Here is a 14,867-nt window from a genome sequence, read left to right on the forward strand (position 1 = left end):
AAAATCTAAAATCTAAAATCTTATGACGACTCCTTCAATTCAGTGGTATCCCGGACACATTGCCAAGGCTGAGAAAGCGCTTAAAGAACAGCTCAAGCGTGTGGATGTGGTGTTGGAAGTGCGAGACGCCCGAATTCCCATCTCTACGCACCATCCCCGCGTGCCAGAGTGGATAGGCGGCAAGGCAAAGGTATTGGTACTTAACCGCACGGATATGATTTCTCCCGCAGTCCGGCAACTGTGGACTGAGTGGTTTAGGGATCGGGGGGAAACGCCATACTTCACAGATGCCCAGCATGGGAAGGGTGTTGCAGCAGTGGCACAGGCGGCGCAGGCAGCGGGTGTAGAGATGAATCAACGAAGAAGCGATCGCGGGATGCTTCCTCGTCCAGTTCGTGCCGTTGCGATTGGGTTTCCCAATGTGGGCAAATCGGCGCTCATTAATCGTTTATTAGGAAAGCGGGTGGTAGAAAGCGCCCGTCGTGCGGGTGTAACGCGCCAGCTGCGCTGGATACGCATTTCCGATGAGATTGAACTTTTAGATGCCCCTGGCGTTTTACCTTCCAAGTTAGAAAATCAGCCTGCTGCTTTAAAGTTAGCGATTTGTGATGATATTGGTGAGGCGTCTTACGACAATCAACGAGTGGCATCTGCGCTAGTAGATTTGCTCAAAACTCTCAACGCCCCCGATGCCGATTTATTTCTATTGAAGTCTTTACAATCTCGCTACGGAGTCGATCCGAGTTCCTTCGCAGGCGACGAATATCTACAAGCTGTGGCAGATGAACGTCATAAAGGCGATGTAGAGCGCACAGCACGACAGCTATTAAATGATTTTCGCACGGGTTTATTAGGTGCGATTCCCCTAGAATTGCCGCCAGTCTGAATAGCAAAAGCTCCGGACAATTAAATGTCTTGGAGTAAGAACTATTCCTATTTAGAAGGACAGGTATTTTTTGTCCGACCCTTCCAAATCCAACCGGAGACTGGAGAGTTAATTTCTATCCAGCCACCTTCTTCTTTTCCAGTAACAGAGACTTTGGTTCCTGCTTTCACAACATCCCCTGTTTTCTTTCGTCCATCCACAGAGCGGACATTGGATGAACTAAGAACAACAACACAAGTGTTTTTCACTTCATTTTTAGCTGGCGCAGTAATTTGATTTTTAGCCGTTTCAGGAGAGGACGGGACTTGACGACTTGCAAAAATTACCCCAATTGCAATGACAAAGATAGCAGTGCTTGCTCCAATTAACAGCGGCAATTTGTTAGGAGATTTAAGTCCAGAATCCAGGCTGGACGACGAACTAATCGGAGCTGGGGCGGGATTTCCAGGAGCAATTGTCACCGTGTTCTGCGTGGCGGGTGCGGTTGGAGGCGTTGCTTCATCTACGACGCTAGCCGGAGAATCCACTGTCTTTTCCGATGAATTGCCTGTAGCAATGGTTACGGTATTGTCCGTAGGGGGCGCGATCGCCGGGGTGGAAATAGGAGCAGGGGCGTTATTGGGCGAGACGTGGGGATTGGTGCGTTCTTGGAGCGAGCGCAGTGCCTTATTTGCCGACACAGAACCGTCTTTCCAGTAACCGCGCACCTTCTGTCCCAAGACTGCGGCGATCGCTGCCGGGGAATTCGGATGGGTTAGGGAAGCAAGCGATCGCAATACCTCGGTTGCTGACTGGTAGCGGAATTTGAAGTAGTGGCGTACCATCTGGCTCAGGACAGCGGCTAACCCATCGCTAACTTGAGCCAAGTGCCGCCAGAGAATCTCCCCGCTGTCGGGATCTTCTGCTAATTGCCTGGGATTCAGCCCGGTCAAGGCTTGGATACCAATCATGCCCAGTGCGTAAAGATCGCTGCTAGGGCGGGGTCTGCCTTGTCCCTGTTCGCTAGGCATATAGCCTGGGGTACCAATCGCAACCGTCTCATTCATCCCTTCTTGAGCGATGACGGATTGCATCTGCACCTGTTTGACGGCACCAAAATCTACCAAAACTAACTTCTTATCGGAAGAACGGCGAATTAAATTATCCGGTTTGAGATCCCGATGAATCACCCCGTTCTCGTGTACAAATTCCAGAATAGATAATACTTCAGACAGCAGTTGAATCACCTGACTTTCGCTCCACTGCTGTCCTGGTGGCAGTTCTACACTTAGAGGCTGTCCGTCGATAAATTCCTGCACTAAGTAAAACTCTTCCTGCTCCTCAAAGTAAGCTAACAGCCGGGGAATTTGGTCGTGGTTCCCCAACTTTTCCAGAGTTTCGGCTTCGCTATTAAACAGGCGTCTCGCTGTTTGTAAAAATTCGGGATTGCTAGTGGCGGGTTTGAGGTGTTTAACAACGCAGGTAGGGTTCCCAGGTCGGCGAGTGTCTTGGGCAATGTAAGTATGACCAAATCCACCTTGGCCTAGCGCCTGGATCACCTGGTAGCGCTGGTCTAGTAATATGCCTATCATGGTGTCGCTGCCCTGAGCTGAGGTAAACCGTTTAACATAATTGAGTTTTTCCAAAAAGGAAGCAGTGTTTTCCGGATGTTTCATCAGATATGCACGGATTGCATATCTGATGAAAGAGCTACCCCCTTTCAGGGAATCGCTCTCTCCCGCCGCACTCTTGATTGACTGCGTATGAAAACCGCACTTTCGCGTCTTCTCTGGTGCCCAGTTGTCAAGGCTTCGACGGTCTCGCTAAAACCTCGACCTGACATCGGGAACCAGCGAATACTATGATACTGTTGTTCAAGGAATGAGGGGTATGACCCCCCATTTATATAAGGTAAGGCTGAAGGGCGCAGAGGCATTAACGCTAAAACTCAAACGATTTGCCGATTAAGCTGCCCTAAGCGTGTAGCTTGGGCAGGGTTGCATAAATGCCTTTGAGAATGCCATAACCTTGAGGGGAAGTGAGGGAAACCAATCAAAAGCCCCTTACTTTGCTGAGTTTTTGCACGCCTCGTTCGCTTCGCTTCAAAAAGGGATAGGAGTCATGGCTGAACTCAATCTGCGTCTACGAGAGGGAGATACAGAAAGAACGATTACGGTGAATCGGGATGAATTTACGATCGGTCGTTTGCCAGAATGCAACTTGCATTTGCCTTTCGAGGGAATTTCCCGGTGTCATGCCCGCTTTTTGAAAACGCCTTCTGGGGCGTGGACAATTGAGGATATGGGCAGCAAAAACGGAACGCGATTGAATGAACGCCCTGTCATCTCGCCTCAACAGGTAAATCACGGCGATATTCTTTGGCTGGGAGATATTAGCCTGAATATTCTTTTGAGCCATCCTGCTCAACCCCATCTAACACAGCTGGTGGAACCCGTGGCTCAAGGAACCACCATCTTTCGCAATGTTCAAGAGCTGCAACAGCAGTGGATACAAGCGGAAGGGACGCTAGACGTAGTTAGCAATAAGGAAAAAGCGATCGCTCGTCTCAAAGATTTGGTGAATATCGCCAAGAATTTGAGCGCAGCTGAATCGATCGAAGCAATTTTCTACCAGGTGCAGGAAGTCGTTTTCCGCGAACTTCAAAGCATTGAGCGCTTGGCATTGTTAATCGATGTAGAGGGTTCCGGCAAACTAGAATTGCTGAATGCCGCCGCTAGAGATATTTTGGAACAACAGAATCTAACGGCAAATGGCAGTTGGATTAGCCGCACCATTTGTCAAAAGGTATTTGCCGAGAAAGTCGCAATTCAAACCGCTGATGCCCAGATGGATAAACGGTTTGAGGGGCAACAGAGCATTTTAGTCAAAGGGATCAAGAGCGCGATCGCCGTCCCGCTTTGGGATGAAAATAAAGTAGTCGGTGTTCTTTATGCCGATGCTCATCTTTCCTCTAGCCATTGGACGAAAGGAGGCGAGGAAGACCTCAGCTTTTTTTCGGCTTTAGCGAATCTGGTCGCATCCGCAGTCCAACGTTGGCTGTTAACACGGAAACTGAGAAACGAAGAAACCATTCGGACTCGACTAGAGCGCTATCACTCCCCTGCCGTTGTACAGCACATTATGACCTTAGGGGCCTTAGACAACGGTCGTCTCACGCCTGCTGAGGTTGATATCAGCATTCTCTTTGCCGATATTGTTGGCTTCACCGCCCTTTCGGAACGGTTGAGTCCTACAGAACTTGCCCAATTACTCAATGATTTCTTCGAGGAAATGCTACAGGAGGTTTTTACCGCTGGAGGAACGTTAGACAAGTATATTGGAGACTGCATCATGGCATTTTTTGGCGCTCCGGAACCTCAACCGGATCATGCCGACCGAGCTTTCGCTGCCGCCAAGGGAATGCTGACTCGTCTAGAGAAATTAAATGCCGCTCGAGTCTGGCGCGAACCGCTGCAAATTCGGGTTGCTATCAATAGTGGCAGAGCCGTGATTGGAGATGTCGGTAGCTCTCAAAGAGTAGACTATACCGCTTTAGGAGCAACGATTAATTTAGCCTCCCGCATGGAAGGAATCTGCCCTCCCGGTGAATGTGTCGTTAGTGAAGCCACGTATTCATTGCTGAAGCGATCCCAAGACTTGCAGACGGTAGGAGAACACCATTTCAAAGGCATAGACCGACCTGTCAGAGTTTATCAAACCAAGCGGCATTAAAGTGCTGGCTCCCCTCTGAGTTTTGGTGGAGCGAAAGGGCGGATTTGGAGTTTTCGGCTAAGACCAAGCCAAACCCTTTCTCGACGACGAAATCGAGGAGTTTATCGCTTCTCCTCACCAGCCCAAAAAATTTATTCCTCACCTTCCCCGTATCGGGGTGGGTTAGCCAGAGGTGGCAAGAGGTTGAGCAGAAGGTTAACCGAAAAGGAGCTGGGTGCGATTTCCCGGTCGTTGCGACCTATGGCAACACAGCGTATCATCTGTCGAAGGATTTCGTCAGAGTTAAGATGGTGGCAGTAATTGCCGGGAAAACGCATATATTTGTGGGTGCTTTCTTTGACTATTGCTTTGTCCAGGAGTTTTAGCAAGCCTTGTTCGCCTTGGTTCAAGGAGGTTTAGAGTCATGGCTGAACTCAAGCTGCGCCTACAAGTTGAGGAAAATGCTGAAAGCACCGTCACGGTGGATAAAGAGGAATTTATTATTGGTCGTTTGCCAGAATGCGATCTGTACTTGCCTTATTTTGAAATTTCCCGCTGTCATGCCCGGTTGTTAAATACACCGGATGGCGTGTGGGTAGTCGAAGATATGCATAGCACAAACGGAACGCGGTTAAATGACCGTCTGCTAGCAGCGCCCCAAAGAGTGAATCATGGGGATGTTATTCAGATGGGTCATGTTTTCATCCACATTCTTTTAGCTAGTTCTCCTCAACAAAAAACTCAACTCAATCCCATCAATGCAGATCCGATCCCCGAAGAAGTGACGATTCTTCGCAATGCCAAAGAACTGCAACAGCAATGGATACAAGCGGATGATGAAGGGAGTAATATTGCAAATCCCCACAAAGCGATCGCTCGGCTGAAAGACTTGGTTGATATCGCTAGATGTCTGAATTCTGCCGAATCGATTGAAGCAATTTTCCAGCAGATACAAGAAATTGTTTTCCGCGATCTCATTAGTATCGATCGGTTGGCATTGTTGATTGATGTCGATTGTTCGGGGGAACTTGAATTACTTCAAGCAGCAGCGAGAGATATTTCTCAGCAGGAAAATCTCGCCGCAGATGGCAGTTGGATTAGCCGCACCATTTGTCAAAAAGTATTTACGGATAAAGTCGCCATTAAAACCGCTGATGCCCAAATGGATGAACGGTTTGAAGGCGAACATAGTATTTTAGCAAAAGGCATTCGCAGCGCTCTAGCGGTTCCTCTGTGGGATGAAAATCAGGTAGTCGGCGTTCTTTATGCCGATGCCCATCTTTCTTTTACCCATTGGAACAAAGGAGGAGATGAAGACCTCAGCTTTTTTTCAGCTTTAGCGAATTTGGTGGCGTCGGCGGTGCAACGTTGGCTGTTAGCAGAGAAACTCAGAAGCGAAGCCAACATTCGACACCGATTAGAACGCTATCACTCTCCTTCAGTTGTGCAGCACATTATGAATGTAGGAGGATTAGAAGGCGGTCGTCTTACCCCCACAGAAGGCGAAATCAGCATTCTTTTTGCCGATATTGTTGGCTTTACTGCGCTTTCGGAACGTTTAACTCCGACAGAAATTGCCGATTTGCTCAATAGTTTCTTTGAGGAGATGCTCAAAGAAGTTTTTGCCGCCAGAGGAACGCTAGATAAATTTATTGGAGATTGCATTATGGCATTTTTTGGCGCTCCAGAACCCCAGCCGGATCATGCCGACCGGGCTTTTGCCGCTGCTTGGGGAATGCTGGAACGTCTGGAGCGTCTGAATGCTCGTAAGTTCTTTCAACAACCGCTGCAATTGCGGATAGCGATTAACAGCGGTAAAGCGGTGGTTGGAGATGTGGGCAGCTCTCAGAGAGTAGACTATACCGTCTTAGGCGCTACGATTAATCTTGCCTCGCGGATGGAAGGAATTTGTCCCCCCGGTGAATGTGTCGTGAGTGAAGCCAGCTATTCTTTGCTCAGTCAACCGAAAGATTTGTTTCCGATGGGAGAGTACCGTTTTAAAGGTATTGACCGACCGATACGGGTTTATCAGACTAAGCGGCAGAGCGTTATCCACGATGGTATTCAGTCGGGTTAGAGATGAGATTAAACCTGGAACCCCATTTCTTGCAATCCTTGGCGGAGTCTAGCGGCTTCCTCTGGGTTGTGTTGCTCGTGAAGGGCGATCGCTTTCCCAAATGCTTCTAAACTTTCGATTACGTTCCCCATTTTCAACAGGGCAACTCCCAGATTTTGATACGCCTCTGCATAGTCTGGGTTCAGTTGAATCGCTTGGCGGTAAGCAGCGATCGCATCCGGCAAACGCCCGATTGCTTTTAATGCCATGCCTAGATTGTACTTTCCGACCGCAAAACTAGGGTCAATTTGTAAGGTCGTTTCATAAGCTTTTTGAGCATTAGTAAAATCCCCAGATGCTATCAACAAGTTGCCTAAATTGTTATAAGCCCCTAGTTTAAGTTTGGGCAGAATTGGTTGTTGAATGGCGACTTGATAGTGTGTTGCTGCTTGTGCAAGATCGTTCACACGAATATAGGCATTGCCCAGATGGTAGTGCAGCTCGTATAAAACAGAAGCATCGATCTGTGTCGATTTTAAGCCGCGCTTGAGGATTCCGATTCCCTTACTAATTTTCCCGGTTTCTATATAAAGCGCCCCCAATTTACAACAATCATAGGGATCGTTGGGATGGCTTGCCAGATAGCCTTCCATCGCCGCCTGCGCCCTATCGAATTTGTTTAAAGATGCGATCGCTCCCGGTTGATAGCCATAGTGCAAAATTGCGACATCTGACAGAGAAACGATCTGCCATTGGGGTTCTCGCAGCAACAATTCGGCAACGCTATCATCCACTAGAGAATGGTAAGGACGAGAAAAGCGCACGTCTGGGTGATTGCGAAATAGACGAGAAACTAGGGAATAGGGCGATTGAGAGGCTCCGACTTCTTGACGAATCAGGTTGATAACGAGGTTGCGATCTCTTTCCATCGCTTGCTTCATCTGCGGCACAATTTCCGGTGTCAGCACTTCATCCGCATCCAGCACCAGCACCCAATCTCCCTGAACGTACTTCAACGACTCATTCCGCGCTGCTGAAAAGTCATTGCACCATTCAAAGTGATAAACCTTCGCCCCAAATTCTCTGGCAATTTCAACAGTTTTGTCAGTGGAGCCGGTATCCAGCACCACCATTTCATCTACCACATCTTTGACACTATTCAAGCATTGTGGTAAAGACGATTCTTCGTTTTTAACAATCATGCAGAAGCTTAGCTTCATTTGACACCATGAACTGGCTTAAGGGACTCGTGGTATTTTAAATGCGATCGCATAAAGCTAATTAAACAGTAAAAAAAGAATTCTTTTTTTGCCTGCCCTTCGGTAGATAGAGAGCAAAACTTATATATTTTTGATGTATGACAGCACACAAAATATCGGCTCCTTGCTAAAAATCGGATTTCCTGCGCTGAACCAACCTGTAAAACGGAAGTTTATAATACATTTGTTCTTCCGAAACAGGGTAGGCTTGTATGACCCTTGGTACCTTGAATCACCTAAGCTTGACGGTTAGCGATCGCTCGAAATCGGAACCGTTTTATAACGCCATTTTGGAATTCATGGGCTACCAGCAGGTGGAGAAAAATGATGAGTTTATTATGTGGTGGTCAAAGGATGTCGGGGCAATTTTGATTTATGCCGCGAATCCGGATTCCCCGAACAAAATACACGATCGCTACTCGCCAGGACTACACCATCTTGCCTTTAACGCCGACAGCCGCGAACAGGTAGATAACTTATACAACCTGATTCTTGAACTAGGCGCTACAGTCCTCGATCCGCCAGCCGAATACAACAAGTATGCACCGGGCTACTACGCTGTCTTCTTTGCCGATCCCGATGGGATCAAACTGGAATTGGTTCATATGCCCAATCTACCCTAGAGCACTTTCCTGCTTCGCTGGATCTTGCTGTTTCTGGGTGCCTTTTTGCCTTATTTTCTAACAGCGAGATTTACTGACAGCGAGGATGACGCCCTCCTTGGTCGCAAATCAAGTCAATTTGCTTGGCATCTAAATTTTTCACTTGAGAAAAATCGACGCCTTGAACGCGAGCCAAGGATGCGGCATTGGGTGCCTCTTGAATGAATTGATCCGACTGCACGGGTTTTGGAGCGGCAAAGGTTGCCCCCTTCAAATTAGCCCCTGCTAGATTCGCCCCGCGCAGGTCTGCCGCACTCAGGTTTGTGTTTTGTAAATTGGCATTTTGCAACTGAGCCTGAGCGAGATTGGCACCAACCAGTCTGGTGGCACTGAGGTCAGATTTTTGGAGATTGGCGTTCTGAAAATCTGCTTCCGAAAGGTCTGCTCCTTGCCAGTTGGAGTTTGTCAGCAGCGCAAAGGGAAACTTAGCTCCGACAGCGCTAACTTGTCCGAGACGGGCGCTAGAGAGATTGGACTGGGTAAAGTTGGCATTGGCTAAATCTGCACCCGTCAGGCTGGCATTTTCTAAGACGGCTTGATGCAAATCTGCACCGATTAACTTGGCACTACTGAGATTTGCGCCCACGAGTTGAGCCTGGGACAAATTAGCCCGATTCAAGGTGGCACGGATCAGGTTGGTGCGATTCAGGGGCACACGGCTCAAAAGAGCGCCACTGAGGTTCGCTTCTTTAAGATCGGCTCCATTGAAGTCCGCAATCCGATCATCAAAGGTGCCCAGACGCCCATCCTCACCGGCACCCAAGAAGCGGCTATTCCGTAAACTGGCACCTGTGAGGGAGGCTCCTTTGAAGAGAATCCCAGAAAGGTCAGCTTTGTCTAGAACCAGAGTAAATGGAGCAGGCTCTTGGCGTACCTGTGCGAGGTCGGTGCGACTGAGATCGACCTTGTGGACTTGAGTGGGGTAGATGCTGAGAATTTTAGCGATCGCGCGTTGAGTGCCCACCAGTCGCTTTGCTATTAACTGTCGCTCTACGAATCCACTTCCTTGCAGCAGCGCTTCGTCCTTTTGCAGGGAAAGATTTAAGCGCTGCAAGTAGGGTAAAGCTTCCGGACCCGTACTGACTAAGGTTTGCCCAATTGTCTCCATCAAAGCAGGTACCCTTTCTTGACCCAGCAAATCTACTAAGAAGGGAATCGCCCGCGAGTCGTCCAACCTTGCCAGCGCCAGGATAGCACTCCGTCGTTCTTCTAATTGGTTGGGGGAAGATCGACTTAACCGCTCGACTAGCGCCAGAAACACCTGGTTATTCTGTTGCTTAGATGAGCGCCAATTTGCCTGATTTTGAATGTACATTTGAGTGCCGACAAAGGTTCCCAAGACAGCACTCATGCAAGAAAAGCCGACAATTATCAGAGTCAGACTGGGGTTTTGGAGCATCCAGTCCCAAAGATGCAGCGATCGCTTGGAAGAGGGTTTGGAAGATTGAGAAGTCAGGGCAATGCTTGTGATGGTTTCCCTTGCTCGCTTCGCTGGCTGTTCGGTTCCCGGCAATTGGTTTAACTGAGGAGCATTCCGCGACCGCTCGGGTACAAAAGCCCTGGCTCCATCGATGACAAAGGTTCCAGCGATTCTATCGTGCAAGGTGCGACGTTCGGGATTGAACAGCGCGATCGCATTTTCCCCCAGCCACATCAAAGCAGACAATCCCAGCAAAATCCCCAAATCCGGAAAAGCACCGCTGTAGCGCCAAATCAGATAAGCCGTCGAAAGCGGCAATCCCCACCTGCCGACTCCCTCTCTCCAAATCGCGCGAATCAATCCCGGCGGGTCGCCTGATTCTTGCACGACTTGGACGCCTAGCCAGCGCTTGGGCGAGGTTTGTCCGGTTTTTTCCAATTTATACAGTTGCCAGCCTACGACCAGGACAGGAGCCACCAGCGCCCCGCACCAAAACAAATTGGTGAGTGGAGCAACCCGTTGGTTGCTTGCGCGCCGGGGAATTGCTAACGTTTGAGCGATCGCATCCTCGGTGGTTGCTAGCACTGGGTTGAGAGGAACGGTTTCCTGAGAGACACACGCGCCAGCATTCGTACAAAACTTGGCGGCAAGACCGATGCTATAGGGAACTAAAGCACTCGCAACCACCAGCGAGACTTCCACAATCGTGGCAGCACCCCGTCGGGTACCCAGTGGTAGTCGGTGCATCTGTATCCGCCAAGACGGGCTTTTGCGATTCGAGCTTTTTTTCACGCTTTGGGTAGCCATTCGAGCATTCCACAAATAGCAGTTAGCTGTTCGCTTCTAGCAAATTTTGTCCGGGCAGGCAACCCTTATTTTGCTGGTAAAGATCCGCATTAGTAATGAACCTGCCCTACGTCCTTAGACGACTATACCCGTCCGGAGTCCATAGTCCTCATTGCTACCCAAAAAATTAAGACTTGCTAATCGGGGGACTTGGGGGCAATAAACAGTTTGTACGCCAAATACACTAACCCTGCCAAGATGCCGAGACTAATCAGGGATGCAACTAGATACAAAACGCTTCTGATTAGCCCAAAACCAACCAAAGCCGCGACGGCGACAACAGCAACTTTACCAGCACCAGAAAGCCCTTGAAACCAGTTACCAATTTTGTTGAACAGAGACTGAATTGATTGAGATTCTTTAGGTTGAACCTGGAGAGGTTTCCCCGGTTCGGTTTCTATCATTGGCGCGGGAGGGTTGCTCTGATTGATTTGAGCATCTAGTTCTTGGAGTTTACGCTCCCAGTCTTGATTTTCTTGAGGATTCATCTTTTGTTTTTATAGTGAGTGACGAAAATGACGGTTACAAATGAAAAACTGACAGTCAAGCATGTATTGTCTTGGTGATTTAAACAAAAGTTTGTTTTAGCAACACCATGACTTAAAAAAGAAGAAATTTTAGCGCCCTCTCAGATACGTGACACTTTAAGAAAAGGAACACACTCGAAACACCTTTATTTACTTCTGTAGGACACTTATAGTAAGACTTCCTTAAAAAGGCAAGGGGATGACGAAATGAAGATGCTTCGCAAATGGATAGTTATTCCCACAACCTTGGCGTTAATCTTAACAGGCGCTGGGGCGGCTCGTAGTGATGCCCCAGTGTTAGAACTGTCGTCGAAGTTGTCGAACGATCCGGTCGTCCTTAACGGAGCTTCTGGCGGTCAAACAAGTAGTAATTGCGGTTATATCTCCCAAACCCCGAATCAAGTTGTTCGGGTAACGGCAGATCGGATCGATTACTTGCGCCTGAGTATCCAAAGCAGTGGCGAGCCTACGCTTCTGGTTGATGGCCCAGGAGGACGATTCTGCGTGTTGGCAGATAGTGTTTCTGGAGATAAGCCGGAGATTTCAGGAGTTTGGCTTCGGGGGGATTATAACGTTTATGTCGGCGATCGCGCGGGTGGCACCCATCCTTATACTCTATCGATTACTGGACAGACTAAATAATCAGTCATTCGTCAGTCGTAATCAATCAAAAACGAGTGACGAATAACTTGATTTTGTTCTAGTCTTCCAAAGAGCGGGCAGATACCTCAACGGCTTCAACGTCAATCGTTCCGGGAGGCGTCAAACGGTTAAAGTGTCCCTGTTCGATTTTGAGCGACTCGCCACAATTGGGGCACTGGCACTCGGTTCGATTCAAAGCTGTAAATTCATAGCTACAGACGGGACATTGGTCGGCAATGAGGTTGCGTTGCAACCACCAGCGAAAGCCTAGGAAAGCAAGGACTGGTGCAACGAGGATTAAACCTATCAGAATCAGAAAAGATTTCACCAACCAGCCAAGCCCAATCGACCCTAGCAACCAAATGATTAGCACCAGGGTAAGCCAAGAGCCGACGCCAGAAAGCTTGAATTGAAAGGAATTGGGGCTGTTCTGGTTCACGGCAGTCTCCAACAAAAGCAAGGTAGTATGGACTACTTCCATCCTAAATCAGAATCGATTCTCTCTGAGAACAGAGGCCGTTCAGTATTGATTTTCAAACGTGCCTAATCGCATTCAATTCAAACAAGCAGCTGTTTTAATTGCTGGGCAAGGGCATCTTTTCCAAACAAAGCGAGGCTTTGTTCTCGCAACCACTGAGGGTCGCAGCGCTGGTCGTCCCCTTTGAGGATTTCAATACAGGCATTTGCCACGGCTTCTGGATTGCGATGGGGGACGCGCCAGCCTAAACGTCCATCCTGAAGGGGGTCAGCAGAGCCATCATCGTTACCGGATAGGACGGGGATGCCACAAGCCATTGCCTCTAAATAGACAATGCCAAAGCCTTCTTGGGAAGGCATGATGTAAGCATCAGCGACGCGGTAATGGTCTACCAGGTCTTCGGTGGGAACGAACCCAGCAAAGATAACCCGGTCGGCAACTCCTAAATCTTGGGCAAGCTGTGCTAGTCGGGGTTGATCGTCGCCGCGACCGATCACCAAATATTTGACTTCTGGGAATACTTGAGCGATCGCAGGGATGGCTCGAATGGTAACGTCTACGCCTTTGTAGATATCGCCCGACCACAGCCGCGCTACAGTCATCAAAACTTTGGCACCGCCAAGATTATACCGTTCGATCAATGCGGGTGGCTTCGGGCCTGGAGTAAAGTAATTCCCATCCACCGCACAGGGTAGCATTTGCACTTTCTTGGGGTCTAGGTCATTCACCGCGCAGGCGCGATCGCGGCTATAGCGACTAATTGTCCAAATTCCCTCCGCCTGCTTGAGTGCCCTTCGTTCTTGATTGGCTAAGGGTTCCCAAAATTCTTTTCCGTAAGTCAGCACCGTATAGGGAATCCCCAGCGGCTGACACAGCAGCCTTACCAACGGTGACAGATTAATATGACCGCAAAAAACATGATGGGGACGGCGTTGTAACAGACAAGCTAGCAGTGAAGTTGCTAGCCTTAAGCGTCCCTTTTGGGGATTTTGGCTTTTGAGATAATGAAATTTGAGGTTTTTTCCCTCAAAGGGATTTGGGCATCCAACGCTATCCCGTAGCAAAAATACCTCGCCTTTGGCTTGATTTCCTAATGAGGTATAAGACTGCAAAATATCCTTAACGTAGGATTGAATGCCCCCTTCGCACCCAAAAACTTCCAGAAAAATAAATATATGGTTAGCGACTGGTTTAACAGTCGGCTCTAAATAATCTATCTTTTCTCCCACTTCAATATCCATGAATTTTAGGAGTTTTGTTCCATCTGGGCGATGGACGGCACCTCAGCACTTTGTAAACGTTCCAAGTCCTTCAACACCATTTTTTCCAAAAGACCCTCGAAGCTAACTTGCGGTTCCCAGTTGAGTTGGCGCTTGGCTTTCTCTGGATTTGCCACCAGATGGAAATGTTCATCCGATCGCAGAAATTTGGGATCGACAACGACATAACGAGTCCAATCTAGCCCCACACACTCAAAAGCAGTCGCCACCAATTCCCGAACGCTGTGTAACTGACCCGTCCCAATCACATAGTCTTCCGGTTCATCTGCCTGCAACATCCGCCACATTGCTTCCACATGATCGCCAGCATAACCCCAGTCGCGTTTGGCGTCCAGGTTGCCCATTTCCAGGCGATCGCTTAATCCCAATTTAATCGATGCTGCCGCTAAAGACACCTTCCGCGTGACAAAATTTGGAGGTCGTCTCGATGACTCGTGGTTGTATAAAATACCGCTACAGGCAAACCAACCGTAGCGCTGTCGGTGATGTACCATCGTCCAATGGGCGTGCAACTTTGCCGCTGCGTAAGGGTTCATCGGACGAAAAGGCGTATTCTCATCTTGAGGCGACCGATCCACCTGCCCAAACATCTCGGAACTGCTGGCTTGATAAAATCGCGTGTTCAATCCAGCCAGACGCACTGCATCTAACAGCCTGGTCGCCGTACCCGTTACCAAGTCCAGCGTTCCCAGCGGGTCTTGCCACGAATCTGGGACGAAACTGGGAGCTGCTAAATTATAAATTTCTTGAGGCTGTAGTTGTTCCACCACTTCCAACAGAGTCGCGCTATCCCTCATGTCAACCGCACAAACCTCAATTTGGCTGGCGAGGGAACCCAGTTTAGCCAGACTGGATTGGCGGTGCAGCGGTACCAACCCAGCCACCCGATAACCCCGTTTCAAGAGTAAACGGCTGAGATAGTAGCCGTCTTGCCCAGTGATTCCTGTAATTAGCGCTGTCTTTGCCATGAGTCGAGTTTAACCACTTAATGTTGCGTTGGGGCTGGAGTTGGGTTCAGGCAGCTACATCCTATGTTCTTTTATACTTTGCTTTTTCGGAAGCGACCAGATAATACTTAACGCCTGTAGATGCTTCAAAAGCAGCACAAAAGCACTGCTTTT

General features: G+C 48.8%; 12 protein-coding genes. 5 read left to right on the forward strand and 7 right to left on the reverse strand.

Annotated features, from left to right (window positions below; translation table 11 throughout):
* The first annotated feature begins 22 nt into the window (after nt 1–22).
* The gene (ylqF, locus tag NDI34_RS08195; protein ID WP_348232380.1) at nt 23–886 is read left to right on the forward strand and encodes a ribosome biogenesis GTPase YlqF; all 864 of its coding nucleotides are present in this window, start codon (nt 23–25) and stop codon (nt 884–886) included.
* A gap of 47 nt (nt 887–933) precedes the next feature.
* On the opposite strand, the gene NDI34_RS08200 is transcribed toward ylqF, so the two are convergent.
* On the reverse strand, nt 934–2,457 hold the full coding sequence (locus NDI34_RS08200) for a protein kinase (protein WP_348232417.1): 1,524 nt from the start codon (nt 2,455–2,457) through the stop codon (nt 934–936).
* A gap of 529 nt (nt 2,458–2,986) precedes the next feature.
* On the opposite strand from NDI34_RS08200, the gene NDI34_RS08205 reads away from it, so the two are divergent.
* Both NDI34_RS08205 and NDI34_RS08210 read left to right on the forward strand, forming a co-directional pair.
* Nucleotides 2,987–4,597: an adenylate/guanylate cyclase domain-containing protein gene (locus tag NDI34_RS08205; protein WP_348232381.1), complete on the forward strand. Its 1,611-nt coding sequence runs from the start codon at nt 2,987–2,989 to the stop codon at nt 4,595–4,597.
* 403 nt (nt 4,598–5,000) lie between these two features.
* Nucleotides 5,001–6,653 carry an adenylate/guanylate cyclase domain-containing protein gene (locus NDI34_RS08210; RefSeq protein ID WP_190414384.1) on the forward strand — a complete coding sequence of 551 codons (1,653 nt, stop codon included), beginning with the start codon at nt 5,001–5,003 and terminating at the stop codon, nt 6,651–6,653.
* Nucleotides 6,654–6,661: 8 nt separating this feature from the next.
* On the opposite strand, the gene NDI34_RS08215 is transcribed toward NDI34_RS08210, so the two are convergent.
* The gene (locus tag NDI34_RS08215) at nt 6,662–7,834 is read right to left on the reverse strand and encodes a glycosyltransferase (RefSeq protein ID WP_348232382.1); all 1,173 of its coding nucleotides are present in this window, start codon (nt 7,832–7,834) and stop codon (nt 6,662–6,664) included.
* Nucleotides 7,835–8,103: 269 nt separating this feature from the next.
* Between NDI34_RS08215 and NDI34_RS08220 the strand changes: the two genes are divergently transcribed.
* On the forward strand, nt 8,104–8,514 hold the full coding sequence (locus tag NDI34_RS08220; protein WP_348232383.1) for a VOC family protein: 411 nt from the start codon (nt 8,104–8,106) through the stop codon (nt 8,512–8,514).
* Between the two features lie 70 nt (nt 8,515–8,584).
* On the opposite strand, the gene NDI34_RS08225 is transcribed toward NDI34_RS08220, so the two are convergent.
* Complete coding sequence (locus tag NDI34_RS08225) at nt 8,585–10,780, reverse strand: pentapeptide repeat-containing protein (protein ID WP_348232384.1); 2,196 nt, start codon at nt 10,778–10,780, stop codon at nt 8,585–8,587.
* Between the two features lie 176 nt (nt 10,781–10,956).
* Nucleotides 10,957–11,307 carry a hypothetical protein gene (locus NDI34_RS08230; protein WP_348232385.1) on the reverse strand — a complete coding sequence of 117 codons (351 nt, stop codon included), beginning with the start codon at nt 11,305–11,307 and terminating at the stop codon, nt 10,957–10,959.
* Between the two features lie 246 nt (nt 11,308–11,553).
* Here NDI34_RS08230 and NDI34_RS08235 point away from each other — a divergent pair, with 246 nt between their 5' ends.
* The gene (locus tag NDI34_RS08235) at nt 11,554–11,988 is read left to right on the forward strand and encodes a hypothetical protein (protein WP_190526312.1); all 435 of its coding nucleotides are present in this window, start codon (nt 11,554–11,556) and stop codon (nt 11,986–11,988) included.
* Nucleotides 11,989–12,046: 58 nt separating this feature from the next.
* Here NDI34_RS08235 and NDI34_RS08240 read toward each other — a convergent pair whose 3' ends face one another.
* The 3 genes from NDI34_RS08240 to NDI34_RS08250 form a co-directional block, all read right to left on the reverse strand.
* A complete protein-coding gene (locus NDI34_RS08240) occupies nt 12,047–12,427 on the reverse strand; it encodes a hypothetical protein (RefSeq protein WP_190433320.1) in 381 nt (126 codons plus the stop codon).
* A gap of 119 nt (nt 12,428–12,546) precedes the next feature.
* Complete coding sequence (locus tag NDI34_RS08245) at nt 12,547–13,707, reverse strand: glycosyltransferase family 4 protein (protein ID WP_348232386.1); 1,161 nt, start codon at nt 13,705–13,707, stop codon at nt 12,547–12,549.
* Nucleotides 13,708–13,712: 5 nt separating this feature from the next.
* A complete protein-coding gene (locus NDI34_RS08250; protein WP_190433330.1) occupies nt 13,713–14,714 on the reverse strand; it encodes a GDP-mannose 4,6-dehydratase in 1,002 nt (333 codons plus the stop codon).
* Between the last annotated feature and the right edge of the window lie 153 nt (nt 14,715–14,867).

It is taken from the genome of Trichocoleus sp. DQ-U1 (assembly GCF_039961925.1).
GTDB lineage: Bacteria > Cyanobacteriota > Cyanobacteriia > Cyanobacteriales > FACHB-T130 > FACHB-T130.

Excerpts from the sequence above, each read along its gene's own strand:
- ylqF (WP_348232380.1), top strand. The coding sequence starts at position 23 with ATGACGACTCCTTCAATTCAGTGGTATCCCGGACACATTGCCAAGGCT.
- NDI34_RS08200 (WP_348232417.1), bottom strand. The coding sequence starts at position 2,457 with ATGATAGGCATATTACTAGACCAGCGCTACCAGGTGATCCAGGCGCTA.
- NDI34_RS08205 (WP_348232381.1), top strand. The coding sequence starts at position 2,987 with ATGGCTGAACTCAATCTGCGTCTACGAGAGGGAGATACAGAAAGAACG.
- NDI34_RS08210 (WP_190414384.1), top strand. The coding sequence starts at position 5,001 with ATGGCTGAACTCAAGCTGCGCCTACAAGTTGAGGAAAATGCTGAAAGC.
- NDI34_RS08215 (WP_348232382.1), bottom strand. The coding sequence starts at position 7,834 with ATGATTGTTAAAAACGAAGAATCGTCTTTACCACAATGCTTGAATAGT.
- NDI34_RS08220 (WP_348232383.1), top strand. The coding sequence starts at position 8,104 with ATGACCCTTGGTACCTTGAATCACCTAAGCTTGACGGTTAGCGATCGC.
- NDI34_RS08225 (WP_348232384.1), bottom strand. The coding sequence starts at position 10,780 with ATGGCTACCCAAAGCGTGAAAAAAAGCTCGAATCGCAAAAGCCCGTCT.
- NDI34_RS08230 (WP_348232385.1), bottom strand. The coding sequence starts at position 11,307 with ATGAATCCTCAAGAAAATCAAGACTGGGAGCGTAAACTCCAAGAACTA.
- NDI34_RS08235 (WP_190526312.1), top strand. The coding sequence starts at position 11,554 with ATGAAGATGCTTCGCAAATGGATAGTTATTCCCACAACCTTGGCGTTA.
- NDI34_RS08245 (WP_348232386.1), bottom strand. The coding sequence starts at position 13,707 with ATGGATATTGAAGTGGGAGAAAAGATAGATTATTTAGAGCCGACTGTT.
- NDI34_RS08250 (WP_190433330.1), bottom strand. The coding sequence starts at position 14,714 with ATGGCAAAGACAGCGCTAATTACAGGAATCACTGGGCAAGACGGCTAC.